The organism is Croceicoccus naphthovorans (assembly GCF_001028705.1).
GTDB classification, from domain to species: Bacteria; Pseudomonadota; Alphaproteobacteria; order Sphingomonadales; family Sphingomonadaceae; genus Croceicoccus; species Croceicoccus naphthovorans.
In genome coordinates, this window is sequence record NZ_CP011770.1 from 1 (window position 1) to 24,299 (window position 24,299).

Below are 24,299 nucleotides of genomic sequence, written 5' to 3' on the forward strand. Positions count from 1 at the left end.
CCGGCTTTCCCGTACGCGTTCTGGTGACGCGCGATATTGTGCTGGAGGGTGGAGCATGACCCGGCTCAAGCTCTCCGACATTACCGATGGCAAGCCCGTCAAGCTGACGATAGAGATCCCTGCGCGGCTCCATCGCCGGCTGGTCGAATATGGGGTCGTGCTCAATGGCGGCGTTTCAGAGGTGCACCCGAGCCCGCAGCTCTGATCCCACCAATGATCGAGCGCTTCGTCGCCAGTGACCGGGATTTCGCCAAGGCACGCAGAAGAACGCATGCATCATCAAGTCGATAAGTTCTGAGACTGTCCGGACTTTTTCTGGTTTCTCTTAACCAGTATTAGAAAAGAAATGTGCCAATAGGTAGAATTGCTCTGTATTCCTGTACATGATCGGCTCTACTGTCGATCGGGAATTCAGGTTCCTCGCGACCGGGTGGCGATGCTCATGTCCAGGCTCCTCGCTAAACCATCGATGCACTTGCCAACGAGTGCTTCCATCACCCGGTCGCACCTCATTTGTCGGACTATCTGTTTATAATTCCATTATAAGTTGGCCCCATCTGGCCATGCTCTTCATGCTCTGACCGCGACGATTGGAGTCGCGATCAAAGCAGAGGAGTGATCAATGAAGGAACTCGACACAATCCAGAGAGAGATCATCGATCTCGGCAGCGCATCCGAGGAGACCAAGGGCGACGCCCTGTTCGACATCGATGTGAGCGGCGGTCGTTTGTCCTATGCCACCGCATGGCTGACGACTGAACCTCGCGAGGGCGCGTGCCGGACCTGGCCGCGCCCCTTCTCCTCGTACAAACTTCATGGTCAATCCGGATCCCGAGGCTCTCGCGTGGTGCAAGGTGAGCGAACGTTTCATCTTTCTGGACATCGCGCGGGACCGCTATTTTGCGTTGGCGGACGGAGTGCAGCACGTGTTTCTCGAAAGGCTCGGCATCGAAGCCACGGTGTCCTGGCATCAGCCGCCACCACTGCGCGCCCTGCGGACTGGCTCGTCCCACAGCGTGTTTCCCATGATATTGGTGAAGGACCTTTCCGGCTGGCCGATGTGGCCGCAGCTGTCTGGTCGCAGCGCCGGATCGAACATCGCCTTGCGCGGACATCATTCCAGACGGTCCTCGTTGAACTTCGCCACCTGACCGAGCAACGCACGCAGGGCCATTCCACCAAATCCCGGTCGGGTCCCACAGTACGTGCTTTCGAGCAAGCCCGCCTTCTGCGTTCGGCCGCAGACCGCTGTCTCCCGCGTTCGATCGCGTTGAAATTACGCCTCGCCAAGCTGAGACTGCGCACGCATCTTGTTATTGGCGTGAAGGACCGGCCGTTCGGTGCCCACGCCTGGGTCCAGCATCGCGACATTGTGCTGAATGACAGCTTGGAAGAAGTTCGGCGCTACACGCCGATACTGATAATTTGAAACAGGGCCGCTTCGTGCTTGCCGTCCCGCGTCGGCGTGGCGTCCCGCCGGTCGTTCGCAGAAGCGCAAGTCCTGACGATGTTTGCGGTGACAATGCTTCATTCTGGACCAGCGATGACACTCCCGAAGCCAGTCTGGGAACGCACGGGTACCTGATCGGGTGCGTCTTCTCTGCACAAACCGCCCGAACGGTCGACGCTGTCCCGCTACCTGAATCCGAGTCCGTCCAGGCCGCCGCCAAGCGGCTTGTTCGGAATTATTGGGGTGCCTACGTCGCGATCCTGCCTGATCCGGGGCGCCGCACTCTTGCGTTGCTGGTCGATCCCTCTGGCCTGTTTCCGGTCTACCGCGGAATGAGCCAGACGCATGTGGTGTTCTCTTCCGATGCCTGTCTGGTCGGAGAAGCTGTCGGAGATCGCCTCAAGGTCGACTGGGGCGCGCTCGCGTTGTTCCTTCGTTATCCGGAATTGCGGCAGAAGCAAGCGTGCCTCGCGGGCGTGGAGGAGCTCACCCCGGGTACGCTCATGGTGACCGCCGGCGATCAGGAATCCGAGCTGCCCGTCTGGCGCGCTGCCGATTATCTTCCGCGAGGAACCGAACCTTCATTCAGCGATGCTGCCGCAGAACTGAGAGAGCTGGCAATCCGGACTTGCGCAGCATGGACAGACCGGTTCGGACCCGTGGCTGTCGCAACCTCTGGCGGGGTCGACTCTTCCTTTCTGTGCGCCGCGCTAGCCGCCGGGCACAGTGATTTTGGATGCATCACGCTGGCGACCTCTGACAGCAGCGGCGACGAAAGCGAGTATGCTCGGCTACTTGCCGAGCATCTGGGTGCGGATTTCACACGGCGGGTTTATGATACGACCTGTTACCGTCCCACCGCATGTGCCTCCGCGGGTCGTTCGCGGCCCGGTCGAAAGGGGTTTCTGACGGCGGTCGACGCCCTGCTCGCCGCGGGTTCTGCAGAGCTGGGAAAAGCCACCGTCCTAGATGGCAATGGCGGTGATAATCTCTTCTGTTTTCTCCATTCCGCAGCACCGATCGTAGACCGGGCTGCGGAACGAGGGGCCAAGGGCGGCGCTTTCGAAACTCTGCCAGACATGTGCGTGTCACAGGTTGCGATTTCCGACCATGCTGCGCGCGACCGGCAAGCGTCTGATGGGAGGCCATTCGAAACAGAATTGGCGCCAGACAGCCGATTGCTTGCCGATGCGCCATCTTGGAGGACTCACCCGTACCGTTGACGCCGTGGCATCGCCTGTCGACCTGGCGCCACCCAGGCAAACACGATCACTTCGCGCTGATCATGCGCGCGCAGCATCATGTACACGGCTTCGGTCCCGGCCAGCGCGCTTCTCTCCGCTGATGAGCCAGCCCCTGCTCGAATTCTGCCTCGGCGTCCCCACCTGGACCTGGGTGACAGGCGGTCAGAACCGTGCGCTCGCCCGCGCCGCCTTCGCGGACCTGCTTCCTCGCAGCGTTCTCGATCGCACGTCCAAGGCGGGACCCGACAGTTTCATTCGAAGTGCCTTCGACCGTCATCCGCGCCGTGCTTCGTGATCTGCTTCTCGATGGCCAACTGGCGGAACAAGGTGTGATTGATCGCGCAGCTGTCGAGCAGGCTTTCACGCTCGAAACATCGCGGCGCGGATCGCTGGTTTACCGCCTGCTCGACCTCGTCGAGGCCGAGAACTGGTCGCGCTCATGGGAGCGAGCTGCGACCATCCGAGCATCGTAGGTCCTTTCGGGCGGCGCGCCATCCATTGCAAGCCACCGTGCATATTGCCCGACCTTTGCCGGGTCGCAGTCCATCCGCTTCATCAACCAAAATTCGAACCATTCCACCGATCGCCGGTAGATTGCCTGACGGTGTGCGGGCTGCCACTTGATGTGGTCTCGTCTTCCAGGACGTAGAGTTCGATCGGTCTGCCGCCGGTACGAGTAGGTCTCGAAGACATCGAGGCCCGCTTCATATTCGCTGTCGCCGGTCTGAATCAGGATCGGCACATCGACATCATCGACATTGAGAATGAGCGACATCGGTTTCCAGAACTCTTCGGTGCCAGGCTCGAAATGGCGGTATCCCATCGCGCGTACGAAATCTGTAAAGCGCGGACCCGCGGCGAGTGGGTAAGAATACATGTCTTCGCAGCATGAGCCCATCGACGCGACCTGGAAGAGGTCCGAATTGATCAACGCCCACTGGACGGTCGATCCGCCATCGCTGAAGCCGCTGATGCCCATCCGTGCGCGATCGACCGAACCGGTATCGATGGCGAGCGAGATCGCAGTCTCGAGCGAGGATTGGACTCGGCGACGGTCAATCCAGTCTGCGCGGTTGGCGCGGGTCAGTTCCTCTTCGGTGGTCGCGCCAAGCGCCGCGGCAGAGAAGTCCGGGCGATCGAAACTGAGCACGGCGAAACCGCGGTTGGCAAGCGGATGGATGGGGACCTCGTCCCCGGTACCGCCGCGCAGGAACCCTACACTTGTATATTGCACGACGATCAGGGGATGACGTTGCCCGGCCTGGTGGTCCGGTGGCAGGACAAGATCCGCATAGCTTTCGGCCCGAAGGCGTTGCGGAACCTGAGGCGCTCAACGGTCCCGAAGGTCCTTTCTTCAAGCCGTGGATTGGGATCGTGTATGAGCCGGTCTGCTCCGGTGACGACATCGATTGCAACCAGACGGCGAGGCTGACCGAACCCTTCGCGGCCGCACAGCAATTCGCCGCCGGCCACTGTGCATCCGACCAACGCATCTTCGGTAAGCAGGATCTGGCGCGGCTGCGCCTCGCCAAGCTCCCATCGCAAAATGGCCGTCTGACTGTTTGCCCAGCCCGTCGCTTGGAGGGCGAGTAGCGCGGTTCCATCGCTCGACCACCACAGCTCGCGGATCCCTTCGCAAGCTTTTTGTTCGCAGACTATCTGATTGCCGTCAGGCCACCCGACGACAAGCCTGGTGGGGCTGATCAGCCGAGTGGGCTCGCTCGGCTCGAGCCAGGCCGCAATCCCCGAGTCATTCTCGGCATAGGCGCGGGCTCTAGCCGGGAGGCCCTCTGGCGCTTCGCCCGAGAGCAGGCGCGCTTCTTCCGAACTCGCGACCCACACTTCGCCATCCGCCAGCGACACGTAGCTATAGTGCGTTTCAAGCTGTCCGGTCGGGATTGGCCGATCGGCGAATTGCGGCGAGAAACGCTCGTCGAACAAAAATCCTTCGGCCGCTTCGCGTGCGATAGCCTCTGACTGGATGCGTATGCCGGGACGCGTCGCGACTATCAGTGCAGTTCCGTCGTTCGTCCATGCGAAACTATCGACATTATCGGGAAGGGCGGTTGCCTGTCGCGGTGGTACCGTTCGGTCAGGATCGACCAGCCATACCTGGGTCGAACCGTTCAACCTCTTGAGATAGCCGATCCGGGAGCCGTCCGAAGACCAGCGGGGCGGGTTGGGCCTGTCCCATCCGGCCATAATCGCGGGAAAGTCGCGCAATCGGAAATCATCGCGGATGAATTCGCCGCCCCGGTCGACCTCGACGGCGGCACCGCTTCCGTCCATCGCCGCAATCATAAGCCTCTGGCAGTAGACGTTGGCTTCCGGATTTGCGCGTTTTACGACGAAAGCGATGTGCTCGCCGTCGGGCGCTACGCCGATGGCCCGCGCAGCGCCGACCGGATTGGCGCGTCCGATGTCCGCCATCCTGACCTGGTCATCGAGCGTAAAGGCCCGCTGGCCAATGCCCGATAGACCCTCCGCCTCTTCGAAACCTGCACACGGATCCTCTTGCGGCGGCGGCAGGTCCACGTGCGGAACGATGGATTGGGACAGCGCTGCAGCGAGTGCCAGCGACATCACCAGTGCCTCCGGATTCCGAATGCGACAAACCGTCCGATCGGGGAGTAGTTCGTCGAATCAAAAGGCGTATCGGTCGGGCCCGTCTGTCCAATGATCTCGGGTTCGTCATCGAACACGTTTTGCACGGTCAGCGACAGTGTGAGTCCGGGGTTGCGTCCTTCGCCACCGATCACATCGTAGCTCACGCCAAGATCGAGTGTGGCGCTTGGCGACAGACGTTCCGCCACGCCGAAACGTGGATCTTCCAGTGCTCCTATATAATTGACTGCCGCATTGGCCTTGAAAGTGCCGGCTTCGAAGCGGGCCACGCCGCGTGCGCGGTATTGCGGCGGATTAAAAATCGTCCCGGCGAGCTGAACCTGCGGTAGGTCGGAATTCAGGCGCTGGTTGCTGTCGAGCCAGCTGCCAGCGACTTCCAGACCCAGTCTGCGCTGATTGCCGAGGTCGTGGTCCCACGAAATCCGCGCATCGATCCCTTCGACTGCCCAGACGGCGACATTGCGATTGCGGTTGTCGATGAAGGCTACGACATTGGCCGGATCATAAGGCGAGCCGGAAAAATTTTCGAGGCCGAACAAAGAATTGTCGATCAGCCCGGAAAAGATTGCGGGATCGGGCGAGAAATCGATCAGGCTTGCATAACCCGGATCGCGAAAACCGGCGACAACCGATCCCGCAATCGGGCGAACCACCCGGTCGCGATAGCGAATGTCATACCAGGTGGCCGATACGAGCAAACCCGGCACTGACGGCGGACGATATTCGAAACCGGCTGTCCAGCTGTGCGCGCGTTCCGAGGTGACATCCGGGTTGCCGCCGCTTGCTATAAAGACGGTTTCCGGAGCCGTACCCGCGCCGAAGATCGACGCTGGCAGCACGATGGTCTGGTACGGAATGAACCTCTGGTAAAGCGTTGGAGCCTTGAACGATCTCGCCCAGCTTCCCCGCAGGGTCAAGCCGGGGACGGGTGCGTAGACCAAGCCCATGCGCGGCGTGGTCTGGCTGTCGAGACCGGGATAGCTTTCGTGCCGTGCGGCCAGCGAGAGGCCTAGCTCGTCGATACCTCCAATCGCATTGCGCGACGACACCAACGGGAGGAACAGCTCCCCATAGGCAAAGCGGGCCCGCTGCGTTTCGTCGAAAGCGATAACGAGATTGCCGCCTTCCGAGCGGGAGAAATCGAGCGAATTATCGCGCAAGCCAGCACCAATTGCGAGGCGCGCATCGCCTCCCGGCAACGAAAAGAGTGGCCCTTCCGCACCTGCTTCGAGCGATAGCACCTCGTTGCAGAAGCAGCCTTCGGTCACGCTTGTCGGGGCGGACGGCCGTGTAAACGTAGTGCGGTAGCGCGTCCTGTCGCGTCCAAAAACGCCGAGCACAGACAGCTGCCACGAAGCTCCGATATCGACCCTGAGCGACGGTGCGAGCGTATAGGATTCGACCACTGGATCCGCGGTCTGACGGAGCGTGGAAGACCCGGTGATGCGAACCGAACTGCGCCGCGAATAAAGTGCATCGACGCTTGCCTCGATACCGGGTGATATTTCGTGATGTCCGGAAAGCGTGACGGCATGCCGTTCCTGCGACGGAAACAGCGTGGTCTCGGGGTCGAGCGCGGCCGCATAAGATCGCTGGCCCGCCTCGATATCGGAGTTGTTGGTGAAATCGTAGGCGAGGAAAAATCCGCCGCCATCCCACCGGCTTCCACCGACGATATCGGCCTGCTGGCGAAAATATCCGCCACCGGTGCTCGCGCCGATCTGCGCCGATGTTTCCACGCCTTCGAAATCACGGCGCAGGATTACATTGACCACGCCGGCGACAGCGTCGGACCCGTATAGCGCCGACGCGCCGTCCGGGACGACCTCGATCCGGTCTACCGCCGCGAGCGGGATTGCCGAAATATCGACCCCTGCGAAGGCGGAATCGTACGGAAGGCGATGGCCATTGAGGAGCGTAAGTGTCGCATCGGGACCCAGACCGCGCAGGTTCGGAGTGGCCGCAGAGTTCACGTTGCTGTTGATGAGCCCGGCACCCGAACCCACTCCGGGGTTCTGACCGCCCGAGAAATTCTGGGGTAGGCTGCGGATCGCTTCACCCAGATCCACCTGGCCAGCCTCGACGATCGTCTCGCGATCAAGCTCGATGACTTCACCGACAACCCGTGCGCCTCGGATTCGCGTTCCCGTGACAACGATCGCAGAACTTTCGTCGTCCAAAGCCGTATCGCCAACCTCGGCAGCGTCATCTTGTGCCTGTTCGCCTGGACTGTCTTGGGCGAAAAGAGGAGGAGCGGCACTTGCGAATGCTGTCCCGGTTAGAAGGACGAAAAGTGTGCGATTTCTCAATGACATTGGGGTCTCCCTGTTCTGGCGCGGTCGGGCCGCTACAGGGAATGACGCTCACTTTTTCGAACACCTTAGTTTCATTTGAAATTAAAGTTTGGGGGGTCTTTTTGTGCCGGGTGGTTGCAGTCACCAACTGTGACCCAGCGCTTGGCGCAAATGCGCTAGAGCTTTCATCATATGATAGTCGACCGTGGGCAGCGCGATGCCTAGCTCGAGATGTATCTGACGGTAGGATTTCTTCTCGATGCGATTCATCGCGAAGATACGCGCGGTCTTTTGCGGGAGCTCCGCGAGCGCGATTTCCAGCACGTGCCGGGCTTCACGAACGTGCACGGCATCTTCCTGCGCGGCGCGGCTTGGCGCATCTGCGTTCTCCAGAAGTGGCTGGGTCCTGACGCGGCACTTTTGCCGCCGCGCCTCGTCCACCAGCAAGTTGAATGCAATCCGCCTCAGAAAGCCTGCAGGATTAACGAGTTCCGTTAGCTGCTTGCTGGTCGCTGCACGCAGAAACACGTCCTGTGCCAGGTCGCGGGCGCGTTCGGAGCCCACGCGGCGCGCAAGATAGGCGATCAGTCCAGCCCGTTCCTCGCGGTAGAGGGCGTCGAGTGTACGGCGGCGGTCGACCGTTCGGCTTACTTTTGCAGAGCAATATGCGGGACCCACGCACTGGGGAGCTTGGTGCCGGATTTCGGCGACAGCTTGAGTCATGCTTCGAACTTGGAGGCGACCGCCACCTGAGTTCGCCATGGCGAACTGGTGCGGGTTCCAGGTCTGTGCCGCCGTCCGGGGCCTGATTTACGCCCCTTGATCGGTTCGGCCGCCGGGCCTGCGACGGACCGGCGTGCATGATGTCCGGCGGAAATATCCACGCGGACGGTGCCAGAATATCAATCCGCGCGCAGTCAATCTGCCCAACATAGGAGTGGCTGGCAAGAGGTAAGTAGAGCCATTTTGGACCCGCTTTTGGCGGCCAGCATCATCTTCCAAAAAAATGCTCCGGTCTCGGGGAGCGCCTGATCAAATATGCCCAATATTGGGGAAGTGGATACCTTGGTCTTGGAATGTCGGCGCGGTGCTGGCGCCACTAGCCCAATCGGCGAGAAAGGAGGTGCTTCATGGCTCGACCATTCGACAGCAACGACCGGACCGCCGGATACGACTTTTCGGATTTCGCGCAGGAATTCTTGCGCCGCAATTCCGCTTACCGGCAACAATACGCCCGGATCGCCGGCGCAAGCGGCTTCGACGCGCAATCCCCAGCTTGCCGCCGAATGGCGCGTTCATGGGGCCTTGAATTTCCCGATTGATCCCGACCTTTCGGCTCGCAGCGATCCGGCGATCTGGCGAGCTGAGGAAAACCCCAATGTTGTAATTCTCAGCGGTAGCGGCGGAGTCAAGGCGGCGCGCGCAGCGTGCGACCTGATCGCCAAACGAGCGAGCAATGCGGGAGATCATCTGGTCCTCGCCGATACTGGCGCTCGTCACCGGCTGCTCGTTATGGCCTCAGCCCGGTTGGGTGGAGACAATTATCTGATCCCTCAAGACCAGTCGGTTCCGATCAGGCTAGCGGCGCTCGATGCGTTTCACCGCTGCGTTGCTGGCTCCGCTGTGCCCACCAAGCGATACCCCTTACGGCCCACCACCTATCAGTCCAGACGCCTCCACTTGCTGCTCGCCATACTCGATAATCAGGCCAGAGCGCCTGAGGGTGTCACCCTCCGAGAGATTGCGGGAACCCTCGTCTATCGCGGATTATCCGCGCAACGCGCCATAGACTGGAAATCGTCATCGCAACGCCGACAGACCCAGCGTCTTGTCGCCGAAGCACGGAAGATGGCGTCGCACGGCTATCTCGACCTGCTTCGTCAAAGCCGGTTCCGACCTTTTCAAACGCACTGAATGCACTATGGTTTTTCCTTGGGCAAGCCGCTGAATTTTGTGGCGCGCCCGGATTGGAACCAGACCTTCAGGGTCGCAACTGCAACTGCCGGAACAGGTGGAATGGAACCGTCTGATCAGGCACCGAGCAGGCGGTCGGGTGGCGGCGTGTTGGATTGCGTGCTGCCGATCGAACGGCAGGTCTATGTACGCATATCTCGCGGAGGAATTCGCAACTGAGCTTATCAATGTTCGTTCGGACACTGAACTCGATGGCGCCCTTAAACAGGTTTCCCGGCGCCTTGGCTTCGACCACTTCGCACTTAGCCTGGAGATGCGTTCGACATCGTGCGAGGCACCGGGCTTGCTATTGCACGACTATCCCGACGAATGGGCGAAAGTCTATATCGCCTTCGACCTCGCAGGGCAGGATCCGGTGCGAAGAGCCTGCGACAAGACCATCATCGGTTTCGCCTGGGACTGGATTGACGAACTCGTCCCTCTCACGCGCGGCGACCGTCAGATGCTCAATGTTGGCCGGGAATGCGGAATTGGCAATGGCTATACCGTTCCGCGGCACTTACCCGGGATAGGGCGCGGTACCTGCACCTTTGCTGTTCGACCCGATCGAGAACTGCCCCGACGGCGTTTCGCCGTCGCGGAAGTGATCGGGACGCTGGCTTTGAGCTGTGCACTGGGACTGAGCTCAGAAAGACTCGATGAGAAGGTTCCCTCCCTGACCGATCGGCAGCGGGAGTGTCTGCTCTGGGTTGCAAGAGGGAAGACTGCAGCTGAAACGGCCATGATTCTCGAAATCAGCACCGAAACCGTCATTCAGCATCTCAAGATGGCCCGCGAACGCTACCAGGTCCATTGTAAGCAGTCCCTCGTCGTCGCGGCGCTGTTCGACGGGTTGATCGGGTTTGCCGACATCATCCGTTGGCGCGACGTCGGATAGACGCACCAGATGCGTCGAAACGTTTCAGTTAATCGACCTCAGCTTCGTCGATTAAACTCGAGCATGCAGTGTTACGGTGCAGGCATCTCTCTGCGTCGCCAGATCAGAATATGCCGAATTCCTTATTCAACCGCTTCTTCAACACAATCACACCATCGAGCCAAGGTCCGATCCCACGCTAGGGTAGGCCGAAACCATTTTCTTGAGATCGCTTGTTGTCAGTCCAAGTCGGACGGCCAAACCGAAGAAATTGATGATCTCGCCATGCTCCGGTCCGAGCAAATGAGCGCCCAGGATAGTGTCGCATTCGTTATCGATTATGACCTTGGTTGCAGCGCAGCTTTCGCCAACGCGAAGGTTGGAATACCAGTCGCCGGTGTCATTTTCGACGACGCGGATATCATGTCTGGCCTCTCGTGCTTCCTCTTCGAGCATGCCAACACGGCTGAGCTCTGGTACCGTAAATACAGCGCTCGGTACGCCTGCATAATCCGGCTTTGTCCGATTGCCGTTGAGCATATTGGACGCAGCTACCTTGCCCTCGAAAACTGCGACAGGCGTAAGCGGCGCGCCTTGCGTGTCGGCCGCGTCGCCGGCAGCATAGATCTTGGGGTTGGAGGTGCTTTGCAGGTAGGCGTTGACCTCAACGCCCTTGTCACCTGCCTCGACATTGGCTGCGGCCAGGTCAAGCCGGCCAATTGCCGGGACGCGGCCCGCGCCGTGGACGACGAGATCGGCGCGCAAATCTTTCGTGCCGCTGTCAGTTTCTACCGTGACAAGAAAACCCGTCCCGTCCTTCTCGATCGCTTTGAGTGACGTGCGTCGTCGCAGTTGGACGCCGACTTCCTCGCCCCGCGCAACGAGTCTTTCGACAAGATCGGCATCGAAACCCTTGAGCGGTCTCTCGCCACGGTCGATGATGCACACCTTGCTGCCCGCGCGTGCTGCGATATGGCCAAACTCGAACGAGATGAAGCCGCCGCCGATGAACAGGATGCGTTCGGGCAGCGCATCGAGCCGCATGAACTCGGTGCTGTCGGTAAGGTGTTCGGAGCCGGGAACATCTATCGTCCGCGGCTTGGCACCCGTTGCGATCAGGAAATGGTTTGCCTGAAACTGCCCCTCGCCGTCGATTTCGACGGTATCTTCGCCGACGAAGCGCGCTTTCCCGTGAAGGGTAGTGACGCCGTTGCTCTCCAGACCGTTTTCGATCCGACCGGGCATTTTGTCGGTGAACGTCTGCGTGAAGGCGACCAGATCGGGCCAGTTGATGGCGATGTCGTTCGGTTCGATGCCCTTGCCGTGCATGAGCCGCGCTGCGTCGATGATTTCCGCCCCGCGGCGGAGCATTTTCTTCGGATCGCAGCCGCGCAGGGCGCAGGTGCCGCCATAAGGCAGTTCGTCGACTACCGCGACCGACCAACCGGCTGAGGCGCATTTGTTGGCGGCATTTACGGCCGCCATACCAACACCCAGCACTATAAGATCGAAGTTTCGCGTACTCATCTCACCGCCCTCCGCAACATGTGGCGCCCTTGCGATCGGCACGCGTTTCCTGGATCGGCGGGCAGGGGATGGTGCCGAATGAGCAGAAGACACAGCAATCGCCCGCATTGGGGCGGAGTTTCACACCGCAACCATTGCAATCGTAGAAAAACCAGCAGGCATCCGTCGGCATTCTTTCGAGCTTTTTGTACCCGCAAGTAGGGCATGTGATCTCGGACTTCAGTTTGATCATAGCGCGCTCTCTGAAAGGATCGCCGGATATCCGGCCTCGGTCGACGCCGCGGCGATCGCGCTTGTGGTTGTTCGCTCAGGATCGAACTGCGCAGTCGCCGTCCTGGTCTCGTAATCGATAGTCACCTCGTGCACGCCTGCCACGCCTTCCATCGCGCGCCGAACCGTTATCGGGCAGGTCGCGCAGGTCATATTCTCGACCGCAAAACTTGCCGATTGCAGATGCGCGGAATTTTGTTGAACCCGTTCGTCGGAGTTTGGCGGAAACAAGGTCGCTGCCCAGATACCCGCTCCGGCCAGTCCCAGTATCGCAACTGCGACGATCATCGTCTTCTTCATCTTTCGAACTCCTAGCCCGTCTTATTCACGGGGTTGGCTACGAAGGGTGGCGGAGTGGCATAAGCCTCTGATCTGAATTAGGAACTGGGTGTCTACACCGGCCTGCTGCAGGGCAGAAAATGCCACAGGCCACACCCGCCATGAACGACGATATCGCAAGCCCCTTCCGATTCCCAGCGGTCGACCGCCAAGAAAGTCACAGCCGCGTTCGACGGTGGTCGGCTCACTTCGGACGGCGGCGTTCTGTTGCTGTCGCAGGCCGAGCGGCGATGGGTATCTGCCAGCGGCTTGCGACTTGCATTGCCGATCCGCGCGATCCTGCGCGGGTGATCCATCGCCTCGACGACATCCTGCGTGCCCGCGTGTTCGCGATCGCCTGCGGCTATGAGGATGCCGACGATCTCGATGCCCTGCGCGACGATCCGGGCTTCCGCCTGGCCTGGGCAAGCTGCCGGGATCGGGCGCGGGGCTGGCCAGCCAACCGACGATGAGCCGGTGGGAGAATGCACGATCACGCGCGAGTTGGCGAAGATGCTGGCCGCGATGATCGACATTACTGCGCCAGCTATCCGGCCCCGCCGGCGGCGGTGACGCTGGATATCGATGATACCTGCGATGTCGTCCATGGCTATCAGCAGTTGTCGTTCTGGAATGGTCATCATGGCGAGCGTTGCTTCCTGCCGATCCATGTCTACGACACCGCCACTGGCCGCCGGTGGCGATGCTGCTGCGCACCGGCAAGACACCGTCTGGTGTTGAAGCTGCCGGTCACATCCGGCGCCTCGTGCGCCACATCCGCCGGCAATGGCCCGAAACGCACATCACCATCCGCGGCGACGGGCACTATGGCGGCCCGAGGTCATGGCCGTCTGCGAGGGTTGCGGCGTCGACTACGTGTTTCGGCCTGCCGACCAACGCCGTGCTACGCGCCGATCCCGAAATCGTCGTTGCCGCCGATGCCTGTGCGGTCAAACGCGCTCAGCGCCAGTACCCGGTCCTGCGCACCTATGCCGAGACCCGCTACGGGCCAAAAGCTGGAAGTGCCAGCGCCGCGTCGTCGCCCGGATCGAGGCCAGTACGATGGGCATGGACATCCGCTATGTCGTCACTTCGCTGACCGAAGGCTCGGCCGAGCACATCTATGATACGCTCTACCTGCGCGCGCGGTCAGGCCGAAAACCTGATCAAGCTGCACAAGACCCAGCTGGCCACGATCGCACCTCGTGCCGCTCTCCCAACGCCAATCAGATGCGCCTCATCCTGCACACCGCCGCATACTGGCTCTGTGGCGCATTCAGCAGGAAATCCCAAGCAGCCTCGCTCGCGACCGCCGAGTTCGCAACGTTGCGCCTCAGGCTGCTCAAGGTCGCTGCCCGCCGTCAGTTGAGAGCGCCACTCGCATCCGTGTCGCCTTCGCGTCAGGCCTGTCCGATGCCTCCGTTTGGAAAGCCATCGCCACAATCTCAGGCCTGCACCTACTTAGGCGGTGCGGCTGTGCGCCGAACTCCGAGCTCCATTCCATCAACCTCGAAAAGCCCATTGATCCTGACGCGGTGAAAAATGCCGTCGAAGACGCTCGCCCGGACTACGCCGCCAACGTCAGATCAAGGCCCATCCACTTCGCTGCTGCGGCCTCATGAATAAACCGGGCTAGTAGAATTGCGGCGCCCACCACTCGACCGTGGACGAGGCAGCGACCAATACGGTCGCCAGCCACAGGGAGCTTTTGACGAGCAGGTTTGCTCCGGGCCGCGCGCAATATGTTCCGTCTTCGCAGGTTCGGCTTGCCGAAAATAGACGTGCCGGAATCCAAGGGCCAAAAAGACAACCGCAATGGCGATAAATACCCATTTGTACGGTTCGAGCGCAGTGAGATTGCCGATCCACGCGCCGCTGATGCAAGGCTCAGCAATAACAGCGGGCAATACAGCAGGACGAGGCGAGTATCGGCGCGAGCGGTCCCGCGCTCGCCCATAAGCGCTGCGCGTTCTTGTGCATTTGATCGACCATGGAAACCAATGTACTCCCTGTGTAACTACAGGTTCAAGCACTAATTGGCATATGGTCATGACAGCATCGCAAGTGATCAAACGGGGAGAACTGGCCAGACGGTCGGGCTGCAACCTTGAGACAATCCGCTACTACGAGAACATCGGTCTGCTTCAGCCTCCGAGCGTACGGCAAGCGGGCACAGGCTCTATCACCGGCGACCAGGCGCGGCTCGGCTTTATCTTGCGCAGGCCGCGATCTGGGTTTTTCGATCGAGGAGCTCAAAAGCCTGCCTCAGCCTCGTTGATTCGCACCCCTACAGCTGCGGCGAGGTTCGGGATCTGACAATAACCATCTGGCCAGCGTGCGAGCTAAAATTGCTGATTTGACTAGGTTGGAGCGCACGCTAGCCGATGTATCAGCCCGCTGCGAAGGCGGTGATGTTCCGGAATGCCCCATCATAGATACGCTCTTTGGTCGTGGTCCTGGCGCCGATAGTGACGCAATGCGTCGGAACGGGTGCGCGTCTTGAAGCTATTTCGATCGAAGCCGGATGCGACGAGGCGAGGAACGAATATGCGCCCTGTCCGTCCCTCACTACAGAGCCTTGTCATTTAACTTTGATAGCCTTCCATGCCGACCACCATTCTGATTGTCGAAGACGAATTCCTCATAGCTGTCGAAATGGAGGCGGTGGTTCACGATCTCGGTCATGAATCCGCAGGCATAGCCGACGACATGCAATCGGCATTGGCAAAGGCTTCAGACGCGATCGATGTGGCGCTCGTCGATGTCAATCTGGCCGATGAGCCACTGGTCGAGGATCGGCGAGAAGCTTGCTGCGGATTTCGGGATCGAGGTTATTTTCGTAACCGCCAATCCCGCACAACTCGGCGAAGGGGTGAGCGGAACGCTGGGCGCGCTGGAAAAACCGGTCGATCTTAGCATTCTCAAGCAGGTTCTCGACTATGTCATTGCGGTCCGGAAGGGCGAAAAATCGATCCGCCAGCCCGTCTTAGGCTCTTCTTTAACTAGGCTCCTGCAACCTGCTTTTTCGGACATCCATGACGAGTTCAACGCCATCGTCATGCCAGGTTCTCTCGTAATTGCCTCCTAGCTGTTGCTTCACGGCCAACTCGATGAGGCGACTTCCGAAACCCGTTTGAGGCTCACTCGCCTTGTCGATGTGAGCTCCGTGTTCCCTCCAGCGGAAGCGGACCATCTCGTCCTCGGTTGAAAGGTCCAGCGAAATCCTTCCCTCGGGATTGGACAGAGCTCCGTACTTCATCGCGTTGGTAGCCAGCTCGTGGAACACCAATGCAACCGGCGTGGCGGCGCGGCTTTCGACCGCGATATCGGGGCCGGAAATAGCAATCCTTCTTTCGGAAAAGGCAGGATAGGTCTCGAAGATCGTCGCAAGCAGCGTGGCGAGGGTCACTTCCTTGCCCTCGGGCTGGGACTTTTCGCTGTGGGGCCGGACGAATTCGTGCGCGCGCCCCAGCGCGAAATCCGGCCCAGCAGGTCGCGCGACGCTTCACCGAACGCTTCATTTGCGCGCGCTGTCAGGCTGATCAAACCGGAAACAATCGCGAAGATGTTCTTGATGCGATGGCTGAGCTCTTGACTCAGGATTTCGTTTTGGAGGCGGTGCGCTTCTGCTCGTCGATATCCGTACAAGTGCCGATCCAGCGCTGGATCTCACCCTCCTCGTTGAGGATCGGCAGCGCACGACCGATCATCCAGCGATAATCACCGCGTGATGCCTCAGGCGATATTCAACCTCGTACGGTTCGCCGGTAGCGAGGCTGTGGTTCCATTTCTTCCATGCGTCGGCCTGGTCTCCTCATGGAACATCCCGGCCCATCCTTCCGCCGTCGGTTGATCCGACAGGGACACCCGTGAATTCATACCAGCGGCATTGTAATAATCGTGGAGCCGTCGGGAAGAGTCGACCATACCATCTGCGGCATGGTGTCGGCGAGCGCATGGAAAGCAGCTCCGGCGGATTGCAGCGATGCTCTGTAGCCAGGGGCAAGACATCAGGCGCCGAAGAGGATTCGCGGCTGCCAAGCTGGAAGTTCGTGATGACTTTTGCATTCATAGCCAGCTTGTGACCTTCTCGGGATGAACAGAATCGGACCGATAGGATACCTGTCGTATCTTGTTGATTTTCAATCGCTGAAGCTCATCGCACAGGTAAGGCGGTCAGTAAACTGGCCCTGTATTGCGCCAGACGGGGCCCTCCCCAGTTCTTGGTATGTCGCTGCCTATCCGGATTTGATGAGATGCGAGCAGTCATCAAGTTCACAGGTAATCTTCATGCAGCAAAGCAGCGGTATAAATGGTGCAAACCTGGTCGATCGGCACTTCGCGCCATGTTCGAGGCGCGCAAGCGCGTGTTCGTGGATCTTCTTGGGTGGGACGTTCCGGTGCTCGACGGGACCTTTGAAATCGACCAGTTCGATACGCCCTCGGCCGCCTATCTCGTCCTCACCGGCGAAAAGTGCGAGCATCGCGCATCGGCCCGGCTCCTGCGTTCTGATGGACCTCATATCTTACGCGATCTCTTTCCGCAGCTGTGCACCGGACCTGTTCCGCAGGATGAGGCATTTCGCGAGATTACCCGATTCTGTATCGATCCCACGTTGCCGCGCGCTGATCGCCGGAGTGTCCGCAACCAGCTCGTCTCCGCACTCGCCGATTTTGCAATATCGGAAGGGATCTCTGGTTATTCGGCGGTCGCCCAGTGCCCTGGTTCCGTCAGATCGCCCAGTTCGGCTGGCGCTGCCAGCAGCTTGGACCGTGCGTTTCTATCGATGGGCAGCAGCTTGTCGCTCTTCGCATCGACATCGATCAGGATACACGCGCAACTCGCCAACGCAGGGATCTACTGCCGCAATCCTCAGCCGGAAGCCTATGGTGGTATGGAGCTGGCAGCATGACTGCGCCGAGCGAGGCGTATTGGCTCGATCAGCTGCAAGAGGATGGCTATTGCATCATTCCGCAGCTTGTCGCCGAGCAACAGATCGCCGCACTCGATGCGGACCTGGAAGCTGCGTTTGCGCAGGCGCCACTCGGCAAGGGAGACTTCTATGGGCATCGGACCAAACGGTTTGGAAGCCTCCTTCGCCGCTCGCAGGTCGCGGGCGATCTGGTCCTGCAGCCGCTAGTCCTATCGCTCGCCCGCGCAATTCTCGGCAGCGCCTGCGACCGGATACAGCTCAATGTCGCCCAGGCGATCGCGATCCATCCCGGCGAGATAGAACAGTTTCCGCATTGCGATCAGGATATGTGGGCAGGCCGCAAGGGCGATCACGAATATCTTCAACGTCATCTGGCCGCTGACCGAATTTACTCGCCTCAATGGCGCGACACGCATCTACCCCGGGACGCACAGAAAGCCTGTCGACAATCTCGAAAGTCTCGACGATCCCATAGTCGCAGTTTGCAAGCCCGGCGATGCCATCTGCTTTCTTGGCTCCACCGTCCATGGAGCGGGACCAAACCAGACCGAGGATGTCCGCCGCGGTGTCGTAATCGGCTACAGTCTCGGCTGGCTCAAACCCTACGAGAATCTCTGGCTGGCCTATCCGCCAGCAGTAGCAAAAGAGTTCTCGCCCGAACTCGCCGAACTGGCCGGTTATGCAGCACCGCCCGAACCTGGGTAATTTCGAAGGGCAATGCCCGTCGGTTCTGCTGAGCGACAAGGTGCCCGAATTCCCGCAGGCAACCGATAGTCTGCGCCCCGACCAGAAAGAAGCGGTTCGTGAGTTCGCCGAGACGCGCCGCAGCGGGCGATGAGTCCCTCACGTCCTCGAGCCTACGTATAGGCGGCTTAAAAATGCATTGCTGGAAGGGCGCTTCCGGGCCGGTGCGAAGCTCGAGGCGATGCGACTGGCTGACGATTTCGGAGTAAGCATGACGCCGGTAAGAGACAGCCTGAACCAGCTTGTCGGCGAAGGGCTGGTCGACCTCACGCCCGGCGAAGGATTTCGCGTACCGCTGCTTACCGAACAGGCCTTGCGCGACATCCTGCAAGTCAACGCGCTGCTTTTGGAGCACACTTCCGACACCGACCGCAAATCACTGGAAATCGACGAAGGATCCAACGTCACTCAGGGTGCTTATGCCGACCGATTGGCGCATGTCTTCAGAGACATCGCGGCAAACTCAGGCAATCGGTTTCGCGTACATTTGGTCGAACGCATTAGCGACAGACTCCACCCGATACGTGAACTCGAGCCGGAGATTTGGCCTGGGGCGTCGCATGCCCTTGAGCAAATTGAGCGAACAGCTCAGCAGGGGTTCGATGGCTCAACCCGGGCGGTACGCGCATATCATCAACACATCGAGGCTCTGGTACCCGCTTTGGTCGGACGTTTGAACCAGCAGACCGCCTAGCCCTCGCCAATGAGTTAGGTGGTCTCTCCACTCTCGGACAGAACCGTCGCGAGGTGATCATTCCAGGCATCGAGTGCCTGGCGCTTCTCGTCCTTCCAATCGTGGCGCTGGTAGATGCCGGCGACTCCGGCACGAGATCCGCCGACGTGGTTGAGAACGGCTTCGGTGACTTCAAACCGAACGCCAAGCCGCTTGAAAGTTCGTAGCGAGGGTTCGTCGTAGATCATGAAGGCGCCAGGCGTCGAGCGGCTCTTCGCGACGTTCCTCGATCAGGCTGTCGAGCTTCACCTTCCCCTTGGCGTATCCCGTAAAGCCCGCCCCACTAGCTGTCGCAAAGACGCGGCCTTTGCGTGGCCACTTCTCGCCGGCGAGCCTCCCGGGTCGAGCTCGGCGATTGGCAAGATCGTTGAGCGGAATGGAGTTTGGTTCTCCGTTCTTGGTCCGAGATCCGGGCAGGGTCCACAATCTTTCGCTGCGACTGGAGCTCCTGCCATTGCATCCCGGAGACTTCTTCACGGCGCTGTCCGGTCACGATCAGAAGTCTGACAATTGGACCAAAGCATCGATGACATTCCGGTGCCGCGTCCCAGATATGGCGGAGTTCCGCCATCCTTGAGCCAGCGCTCTCGTGGCTTGACCGGAGGCGGCGTTTCCATGCCCTCCATCGGACTGCGATCGATATCTCCGCGACTCACGGCCCAGCGAAACAGGCGCGCGCATAACGGCAAAGACATTTCGCCGGTTTGCCACCTGCTTGGCGGCATCTGATCGGAGAACCGATACGACGTCGATCTTCGTAATCGCTGGCAGCGCCTTCATTCCGGAATGTGGGCTTGAGGTAGAGGCGAATGGATCGTTCCACGAGGCGACCGCCATCCCTCGCGTTTGCAGGAGCGGGTGAAGAGGTCAGCGTAATTCGAGAAGGCGAGGTCGACAGCTTCCCGTCGGCGCTGCTTTTCCGCATCAACCGGATCAATGCCCTGCGCAACAATCACCAACAATCGCTCCAGCCTCCAAGCGTGCAGTAGTCGGTGTCCAGGGCGATCCATGTGATCCGATCGTGAAACGACGGGTCTTCGCTTCTCGTCCGCCCATTCGGAACTGGATTATGTAACTGATTGATCCAGCAGCTGTAATCTTGACGCCAAAGCCCTTAAGATCGGTGTCCCAAAGATAGTTTTCCTTTGGTCCAACCGGGAGCGAATCGACCGTGCGCTTGCTGATTTTTCCTGTTGCCATGCGATACCTCGTGGCCTTTTTCTGGCAATCACCGGGTAATCACGCAAGCGGAAAAAGGGGCGAATTGGAGGCAATCCTGGCGTAGATGTTTTTGGCTAAGTCGTTGTTTTTACAACATCAGCGTAGTCTAGCGTCGCCTGAATCGAAAGTACCAGACCTCATGCCCCAGGCGCCGCGCCTTCGCCTCGTACCGGGTTTCGGGCCAGCCGCCGGGGCGGGACAGAAAGTCGGCGGGTTTTTCGCACAGCCATTCGAACGTATCGGCGTGGCGCTGCATCACCATCAGCGCGTGTTCGACATAGACCGGGTGGTCGGTGCCGAAGCGGAATTCGCCGCCCGTCTTCAGCTTCGCCGCGATGATCTCGACCGGGCCGTCGTTCATCATCCGCCGCTTGGCATGGCGCGCCTTGGGCCACGGGTCGGGATGGAGCAGATAGACAAAGCTGAGCGCCCCGTCGGGAATGCGGGACAGCACCTCCAGCGCGTCGCCATGATGGATACGCACATTGGCCAGCGTGCCTTCGCGCACATGGGTCAGCGCCTGCGCCACAACCGTTGACGAAGGGTTCGGCCCCGATGAAGCCGTGATCGGGCAGCAGGTCGGCGCGAAACGCCATATGCTCGCCCCCGCCAAAGCCGATCTCGAAATGAAGCGGTTTGTCGTATCCGAACAACCGCTCCGCCGTGATCGGGCCTTCGGTGGCACCGCGATCTGCGGCAAGAGATTGTCGACCAGCTCCTGCTGCCCGGCGCGCAGGGCCTTACCCTTGGCGCGGCCATAGAGCCGGTTGAGCGTAGTCGGATCGCCTTCCTTGTGTGCCGTCATGGGAGCGGGCGGATAACGCCAGAAGGGCGGTTAGTCGAGTGGCGGCAACCCATTTCGCAAGGTCGCCCAAGGGAAACCCAGTGCGGCTATTCTTCGATAGCTTTCAGCATGGCCAGAACCTCATCGAAACTCTGCTGCACGTTCACCTGCGAATTGCCGCCGAAATGCAGGATTGCGCCGTGATCGCCCGTGCTCACATAGAGGATCCGCGAAATCTGGCAGGCAACCTGCGAGCTGTCACCGCGTTGGAAAAGCACGAACCTTTGCACTGGCCCCGTGCGCCCCGGTGATGCCATGGCCTCAACCGCGTCGGCACCATCAGTCACTGGATGCTGCCGACGATGGGCCGCCATCGCATCGTGAAGATTGGTGTAGGTGTACGGCCCGACCCGGTAATGCGTGACCTGGATCGCGGTAATGCCGTCAGGTAAGGGCGCGGAAGGGGACGCCGCCGATCGTTCACAGTGCGGACCTTTCGTCTTGCGGCCAGCCCGCTACCGACAACGCGTTGGCGCGGCGCCATTCGGTGATGCGTTTGGCATAGTGACCGACCAGATCGAAATAGGTTTCGCGGTCATTGCACGACTGCGCATGCTGGGCATTCAATTGGGCCAGCTGGTGATTATGAAGCAATTGATTGAGGTTCATCGGAAAAGCCCTTCCTGTTGCGAGCCTGACGGGGAACAGTTCGCTCAACCGCGCTGGGCGCGCGCCTGCTGCTCTACGGTCTGGCTTTCGCTTTGACGGCGCAGGTTTATCGCGCGCTTGCGCCCGCCGATGGCGTCGCTCGTGTCATAGCTATAGCGCTCGTCGGTCTTCGGTTCTGCGTTGTCCTGCAAATCGGACCGGCGGAACGGAAGTACGTCGCCTCCTGAATCGGGAATGATCGTTCCCGATCCCTTGCTGCCGTTATACCATCTGATTTTGCCGAATTGGGACACCGGGCATTCCTTCCGCGCGAAATGCAGCGCGCCGGGAATGGCCACGGCTGCGACTAATTGGCGAAAGAGAAGGAACGGCATGCGCCGGCACGCCCAGACCGTCGATTGCGACAGGTAGCTCGGTTAGAGATGGTGACGAAGCCCGCGAAATACAAGGCGACGAGCCCCCCCCATTGCAACTGTCCTACTCACCACCGCCCTGCCACCGTGCGTAGGTCATGCCAGCCCACCGCGCCCTTTCATCGAGCCAGCCGATCTATAGCGGCGCACTGATCGATCCGATTTTTCAAAGCTGTGTGTCAACTTTGTCAACTTCCAGATCGCGCGCCCGATTGCCCACCCGATTACAAAGCCGCGAATCACACGCACGAAAAAGGGCAGGCGCGCGGTGCGTGCGGGCCTGCCCCTTGCTGTATCGGTTGAGAGGAAGGCGCGGTTTACGCGGCCTGCGCCTCCGCGCCCGGATCGCGCAGCACATAGCCGCGGCCCCAGACGGTTTCGATGTAGTTGTCGCCGCCGCATGCAGTCGCCAGCTTCTTGCGCAGCTTGCAGATGAAGACGTCGATAATCTTCAGCTCTGGCTCGTCCATCCCGTTATACAGGTGATTGAGGAACATTTCCTTGGTCAGCGTGGTGCCCTTGCGAAGGCTGAGCAGCTCCAGCATCGCATATTCCTTGCCGGTCAGGTGCACGCGGGCGCCGTCGACTTCAACCGTCTTGGTGTCGAGGTTGACCGAAAGCTTGCCGGTGCGGATCACCGATTGCGAATGGCCCTTCGAACGGCGGACCACAGCGTGGATGCGGGCGACCAGTTCGTCCTTGTGGAACGGCTTGGTCACATAATCGTCCGCGCCAAAGCCGAACGAGCGAACCTTGCTATCCATTTCGGAAATGCCCGAAAGGATCAGGACCGGCGTCTGCACCTTGGCGACGCGCAGCTTCTTCAACACGTCGTACCCGTGCATGTCGGGCAGGTTCAGGTCGAGAAGGATGATGTCGTAATCGTACAGCTTGCCCAGATCGAGGCCTTCTTCGCCAAGATCGGTCTGGTACACGTTAAAGCCTTCGGTCGTGAGCATAAGCTCAATCGCCTTGGCCGTCGTCGGTTCGTCTTCGATCAAAAGGATACGCATTGTGATGCCCCCTGCTGTTTCCTGCGATCGGTTCCGCTGTGCTTCCCCCGGAACCCACGGTCAGAATCATTAACCAAAACCAGATTCGTTTAGAAAGGTTAATAAACCCTCAAGACGTTAACGATTCCAAATAGAGTCTTAATTGCAACACTTTGCTGCGGGGTTTGTGCAAGGGGCGCGGATGACAGGTTAAGAAAATGTGCAACGCGATTCGGATCAGCGGACGCCCAAGGCGCCCGCGGCTTCCTGCAACCGCCGGGTTGTCGCGGCATCGCCGCGAAAGGCGGCCAGACCGTCGGCCAGCGCAGCCCTTGCCGCCGCCTGATCGCCCAGCTGGACATGGCTGCGCATCAGCATGATCCAGCCGTCGGCGTTGCGGGGGTTTGCCTCCAGCCGCGCGGCCAGACCGTCGACCATGCCGCGGATCATGTCCTGTTGCTCAGACGCAGAGAGCGAGGAGGCCGCCTGCATCTGGTCGCGCGTGGGGCCGGGGATGCCGCCGGTGGCCACGGCGGGCCCATCGGTGGTGACGCCGCCGGTGGCGGGGGCGAACCGGGCGCTGGCAAGGCGGTCGGCCACGTCGATGTCGTTGGCCCTGGCAACGTCGGCGATCACCTGCCGCACGTCGCCCGCCCACGGGGCATCGGCGGGCGTGTCGGCCAGAAGGGCGAACCATGCCTCGATCGCTTCGGCGTGCTTGCCTTCAAGGTCCAGCGCGACGGCGCGGAAGTATCGGGCGCGGGGGTCGTCGGGATCGATGGAGAGCGCCTTGTCGAACGCGGTGCGGGCGTCTGCGGGCAGGCCTTCGCCATCCTTGCTGGCCAGCACCAGCGCCTCGCCCAGCATAGAGTGGTACTCGGCGTTGTCCGGCTCCAGCGTGGTGGCGCGCTTGAACGCGGTCGCGGCCTCGGCAAAACGGCCGGTCTGGAAGTACGACCAGCCCAGCATCTGCCAGCCCTGCGCATCGTCGGGGTTGTCGGCCAGCTTCGCCTCGAGCTGGGCGATCACCTCGCCGACCGGGGGTTGCCCGGCATCGGCGGCCTGTTCGGTCGCGGGCGCGCTGTCCTTGTTCATCACCGACCAGCCGACCGCCGCCCCGGCGAGAACCACCGCGCCCATCAACGTCAGTCGCGCGGCCCTGTTGCCCGATTGCTCTTTCACGCCAGCCCTTCCGCTAATCCCATGTCAGCATTTCCTTTACCGGCCCCGTTGCACAGGCAAAGGGCTGAC

Annotated in this window: 28 protein-coding genes and 4 pseudogenes; 14 read left to right on the forward strand and 18 right to left on the reverse strand. The window is 60.4% G+C overall.

The features are described 5' to 3' along the window. Nucleotides 1–55 precede the first annotated feature (55 nt). The 5 genes from AB433_RS21705 (at nucleotide 56) to AB433_RS20250 (ending at nucleotide 2,989) form a co-directional block, all read left to right on the forward strand. Nucleotides 56–205, forward strand: a complete 150-nt coding sequence (locus AB433_RS21705) for a DUF2274 domain-containing protein (protein WP_425389105.1) — start codon at nucleotides 56–58, stop codon at nucleotides 203–205. An 8-nt stretch (nucleotides 206–213) separates the two neighbouring features. Then, on the forward strand, nucleotides 214–291 hold the full coding sequence (locus tag AB433_RS21710) for a hypothetical protein (RefSeq protein WP_425389115.1): 78 nt from the start codon (nucleotides 214–216) through the stop codon (nucleotides 289–291). Between the two features lie 331 nt (nucleotides 292–622). Beyond that, nucleotides 623–1,429 (forward strand): lasso peptide biosynthesis B2 protein, encoded by an 807-nt coding sequence (locus AB433_RS19715; protein ID WP_082134705.1) that lies wholly within the window; start codon nucleotides 623–625, stop codon nucleotides 1,427–1,429. Then, entirely contained in the window at nucleotides 1,426–2,673 is a 1,248-nt protein-coding gene (locus AB433_RS00015) for an asparagine synthase-related protein (RefSeq protein ID WP_047819455.1), read from the forward strand. Before AB433_RS19715 ends, AB433_RS00015 begins: the two co-directional genes overlap by 4 nt. Then, a complete protein-coding gene (locus tag AB433_RS20250; RefSeq protein WP_218916898.1) occupies nucleotides 2,639–2,989 on the forward strand; it encodes an asparagine synthase-related protein in 351 nt (116 codons plus the stop codon). The genes AB433_RS00015 and AB433_RS20250 overlap by 35 nt, the downstream gene beginning before the upstream one ends. 99 nt (nucleotides 2,990–3,088) lie before the next feature. Here the strand turns inward: AB433_RS20250 and AB433_RS00025 are convergent, their stop codons facing one another. The 4 genes from AB433_RS00025 to AB433_RS00040 form a co-directional block, all read right to left on the reverse strand. Beyond that, the gene (locus AB433_RS00025) at nucleotides 3,089–3,928 is read right to left on the reverse strand and encodes a prolyl oligopeptidase family serine peptidase (protein WP_047819457.1); all 840 of its coding nucleotides are present in this window, start codon (nucleotides 3,926–3,928) and stop codon (nucleotides 3,089–3,091) included. 5 nt (nucleotides 3,929–3,933) lie between these two features. Further along, complete coding sequence (locus AB433_RS00030; RefSeq protein ID WP_047819458.1) at nucleotides 3,934–5,277, reverse strand: hypothetical protein; 1,344 nt, start codon at nucleotides 5,275–5,277, stop codon at nucleotides 3,934–3,936. Next, a complete protein-coding gene (locus tag AB433_RS00035; RefSeq protein ID WP_053058892.1) occupies nucleotides 5,277–7,499 on the reverse strand; it encodes a TonB-dependent receptor domain-containing protein in 2,223 nt (740 codons plus the stop codon). The genes AB433_RS00030 and AB433_RS00035 overlap by 1 nt, the downstream gene beginning before the upstream one ends. Nucleotides 7,500–7,754: 255 nt before the next feature. After that, entirely contained in the window at nucleotides 7,755–8,375 is a 621-nt protein-coding gene (locus AB433_RS00040) for a sigma-70 family RNA polymerase sigma factor (RefSeq protein WP_082134707.1), read from the reverse strand. A gap of 368 nt (nucleotides 8,376–8,743) precedes the next feature. On the opposite strand from AB433_RS00040, the gene AB433_RS20255 reads away from it, so the two are divergent. The 3 genes from AB433_RS20255 to AB433_RS00050 all read left to right on the forward strand — a co-directional run bounded on the left by AB433_RS20255 (nucleotide 8,744) and on the right by AB433_RS00050 (nucleotide 10,464). Further along, on the forward strand, nucleotides 8,744–8,935 hold the full coding sequence (locus AB433_RS20255; RefSeq protein WP_047819459.1) for a transcriptional regulator domain-containing protein: 192 nt from the start codon (nucleotides 8,744–8,746) through the stop codon (nucleotides 8,933–8,935). Then, nucleotides 8,919–9,527 carry a DUF2285 domain-containing protein gene (locus AB433_RS19720; RefSeq protein ID WP_156170615.1) on the forward strand — a complete coding sequence of 203 codons (609 nt, stop codon included), beginning with the start codon at nucleotides 8,919–8,921 and terminating at the stop codon, nucleotides 9,525–9,527. The genes AB433_RS20255 and AB433_RS19720 overlap by 17 nt, the downstream gene beginning before the upstream one ends. Before the next feature lie 184 nt (nucleotides 9,528–9,711). Then, nucleotides 9,712–10,464: a LuxR family transcriptional regulator gene (locus tag AB433_RS00050; protein ID WP_047819460.1), complete on the forward strand. Its 753-nt coding sequence runs from the start codon at nucleotides 9,712–9,714 to the stop codon at nucleotides 10,462–10,464. A gap of 147 nt (nucleotides 10,465–10,611) precedes the next feature. On the opposite strand, the gene AB433_RS00055 is transcribed toward AB433_RS00050, so the two are convergent. Genes AB433_RS00055 through AB433_RS00060 form a run of 3 tightly spaced genes read right to left on the reverse strand, consistent with a single transcriptional unit; the run spans nucleotide 10,612 to nucleotide 12,540 of the window. After that, a complete protein-coding gene (locus tag AB433_RS00055) occupies nucleotides 10,612–11,970 on the reverse strand; it encodes a dihydrolipoyl dehydrogenase family protein (RefSeq protein ID WP_047819461.1) in 1,359 nt (452 codons plus the stop codon). A gap of 1 nt (nucleotide 11,971) precedes the next feature. Beyond that, complete coding sequence (locus AB433_RS21490) at nucleotides 11,972–12,202, reverse strand: GDCCVxC domain-containing (seleno)protein (protein ID WP_082134709.1); 231 nt, start codon at nucleotides 12,200–12,202, stop codon at nucleotides 11,972–11,974. Continuing rightward, nucleotides 12,199–12,540: a heavy-metal-associated domain-containing protein gene (locus AB433_RS00060; protein WP_047819462.1), complete on the reverse strand. Its 342-nt coding sequence runs from the start codon at nucleotides 12,538–12,540 to the stop codon at nucleotides 12,199–12,201. Before AB433_RS00060 ends, AB433_RS21490 begins: the two co-directional genes overlap by 4 nt. A 269-nt stretch (nucleotides 12,541–12,809) precedes the next feature. Here AB433_RS00060 and AB433_RS00065 point away from each other — a divergent pair. Next, nucleotides 12,810–14,097: pseudogene (locus AB433_RS00065) on the forward strand (IS1380 family transposase). Between the two features lie 77 nt (nucleotides 14,098–14,174). Here AB433_RS00065 and AB433_RS19730 read toward each other — a convergent pair. Then, nucleotides 14,175–14,609 carry a mercuric transporter MerT family protein gene (locus tag AB433_RS19730; RefSeq protein ID WP_245626528.1) on the reverse strand — a complete coding sequence of 145 codons (435 nt, stop codon included), beginning with the start codon at nucleotides 14,607–14,609 and terminating at the stop codon, nucleotides 14,175–14,177. On the opposite strand from AB433_RS19730, the gene AB433_RS21120 reads away from it, so the two are divergent. Next, entirely contained in the window at nucleotides 14,608–14,874 is a 267-nt protein-coding gene (locus AB433_RS21120; RefSeq protein WP_245626529.1) for a MerR family DNA-binding transcriptional regulator, read from the forward strand. The genes AB433_RS19730 and AB433_RS21120 overlap by 2 nt on opposite strands. Before the next feature lie 288 nt (nucleotides 14,875–15,162). After that, nucleotides 15,163–15,474, forward strand: a complete 312-nt coding sequence (locus AB433_RS20260) for a hypothetical protein (RefSeq protein ID WP_156170616.1) — start codon at nucleotides 15,163–15,165, stop codon at nucleotides 15,472–15,474. A gap of 82 nt (nucleotides 15,475–15,556) precedes the next feature. Here AB433_RS20260 and AB433_RS19735 read toward each other — a convergent pair whose 3' ends face one another. Together AB433_RS19735 and AB433_RS21715 are read right to left on the reverse strand one after the other, a co-directional pair. Then, the gene (locus AB433_RS19735) at nucleotides 15,557–15,967 is read right to left on the reverse strand and encodes a sensor histidine kinase (protein WP_082134710.1); all 411 of its coding nucleotides are present in this window, start codon (nucleotides 15,965–15,967) and stop codon (nucleotides 15,557–15,559) included. Further along, nucleotides 15,964–16,206 carry a sensor histidine kinase gene (locus tag AB433_RS21715; RefSeq protein ID WP_169749279.1) on the reverse strand — a complete coding sequence of 81 codons (243 nt, stop codon included), beginning with the start codon at nucleotides 16,204–16,206 and terminating at the stop codon, nucleotides 15,964–15,966. The genes AB433_RS19735 and AB433_RS21715 overlap by 4 nt, the downstream gene beginning before the upstream one ends. A gap of 608 nt (nucleotides 16,207–16,814) precedes the next feature. Here AB433_RS21715 and AB433_RS00085 point away from each other — a divergent pair. From AB433_RS00085 to AB433_RS19215, 3 genes and pseudogenes are all read left to right on the forward strand, one after another. Continuing rightward, entirely contained in the window at nucleotides 16,815–17,471 is a 657-nt protein-coding gene (locus tag AB433_RS00085; RefSeq protein ID WP_245626530.1) for an acyl-homoserine-lactone synthase, read from the forward strand. Further along, a pseudogene (locus tag AB433_RS21720) lies at nucleotides 17,468–18,330 on the forward strand (phytanoyl-CoA dioxygenase family protein). The gene AB433_RS00085 and the pseudogene AB433_RS21720 overlap by 4 nt, the downstream one beginning before the upstream one ends. Nucleotides 18,331–18,363: 33 nt before the next feature. After that, nucleotides 18,364–18,930, forward strand: a pseudogene (locus tag AB433_RS19215) (GntR family transcriptional regulator); the annotation flags it as partial. A gap of 14 nt (nucleotides 18,931–18,944) precedes the next feature. Here AB433_RS19215 and AB433_RS21125 read toward each other — a convergent pair. From AB433_RS21125 to AB433_RS00130, 8 genes and pseudogenes are all read right to left on the reverse strand, one after another. Further along, a complete protein-coding gene (locus AB433_RS21125) occupies nucleotides 18,945–19,157 on the reverse strand; it encodes a site-specific integrase (RefSeq protein ID WP_245626531.1) in 213 nt (70 codons plus the stop codon). Between the two features lie 745 nt (nucleotides 19,158–19,902). Next, on the reverse strand, nucleotides 19,903–20,169 hold the full coding sequence (locus AB433_RS21130) for an integrase arm-type DNA-binding domain-containing protein (protein WP_245626532.1): 267 nt from the start codon (nucleotides 20,167–20,169) through the stop codon (nucleotides 19,903–19,905). A gap of 127 nt (nucleotides 20,170–20,296) precedes the next feature. After that, a pseudogene (trmB, locus tag AB433_RS00105) lies at nucleotides 20,297–20,995 on the reverse strand (tRNA (guanosine(46)-N7)-methyltransferase TrmB). A gap of 86 nt (nucleotides 20,996–21,081) precedes the next feature. Then, on the reverse strand, nucleotides 21,082–21,252 hold the full coding sequence (locus tag AB433_RS00110; RefSeq protein ID WP_218916899.1) for a hypothetical protein: 171 nt from the start codon (nucleotides 21,250–21,252) through the stop codon (nucleotides 21,082–21,084). Between the two features lie 202 nt (nucleotides 21,253–21,454). Further along, nucleotides 21,455–21,691, reverse strand: coding sequence for a hypothetical protein (locus AB433_RS00115; RefSeq protein ID WP_156170618.1), 237 nt, complete (start codon nucleotides 21,689–21,691; stop codon nucleotides 21,455–21,457). Continuing rightward, nucleotides 21,688–21,981 carry a cold-shock protein gene (locus tag AB433_RS00120; protein ID WP_053058898.1) on the reverse strand — a complete coding sequence of 98 codons (294 nt, stop codon included), beginning with the start codon at nucleotides 21,979–21,981 and terminating at the stop codon, nucleotides 21,688–21,690. The genes AB433_RS00115 and AB433_RS00120 overlap by 4 nt, the downstream gene beginning before the upstream one ends. Nucleotides 21,982–22,373: 392 nt before the next feature. Beyond that, nucleotides 22,374–23,069, reverse strand: coding sequence for a response regulator transcription factor CtrA (gene ctrA / locus AB433_RS00125; protein ID WP_047819465.1), 696 nt, complete (start codon nucleotides 23,067–23,069; stop codon nucleotides 22,374–22,376). A gap of 216 nt (nucleotides 23,070–23,285) precedes the next feature. Beyond that, a complete protein-coding gene (locus AB433_RS00130; RefSeq protein WP_245626533.1) occupies nucleotides 23,286–24,230 on the reverse strand; it encodes a tetratricopeptide repeat protein in 945 nt (314 codons plus the stop codon). Between the last annotated feature and the right edge of the window lie 69 nt (nucleotides 24,231–24,299).